Genomic DNA, 362 nt, shown 5'->3' on the forward strand with positions numbered 1-362 from the left:
CAGCAACAATGCCGATCTTAATCGCGGCAATGGCAGTTTCATCACGGTGCGTGGCACCGTTACGATGGCCGTCAAGCTCAAGGGTCAGGCCGACAAGCCGTAAGCCCTATCAGGCTGAAGCGGAAAGCCGCTTCAGCCTTGCGATCTGCTTCAGGCTGCGACAGCGGCCTGCTTGCGCTTCAAGAGCGCATCAATGCTGAACGAGCCGGCGCCCGCGGCGACGAAATACAGCATGACGAAGCAGAACAGGATCGCGGCGACGCCACCGGTCTGCGCCGGGTAGAAGCTCTTCGGCGCATGGGCGATGAAATAGGCGAAGGCCATCAGGCCCGAGAGAACGAAGGCGGCGGCTCGCGTCTTGA

General features: G+C 61.3%; 1 protein-coding gene. It reads right to left on the reverse strand.

The window, feature by feature from the left end; genetic code table 11:
- Window positions 1-150: 150 nt before the first annotated feature.
- Window positions 151-362 (reverse strand): DoxX family protein (locus AC1DIX_RS28355; RefSeq protein ID WP_477328698.1); only part of this gene is annotated, 212 nt, incomplete at its 5' end.

Source organism: Massilia sp. 05N420, assembly GCF_056397205.1.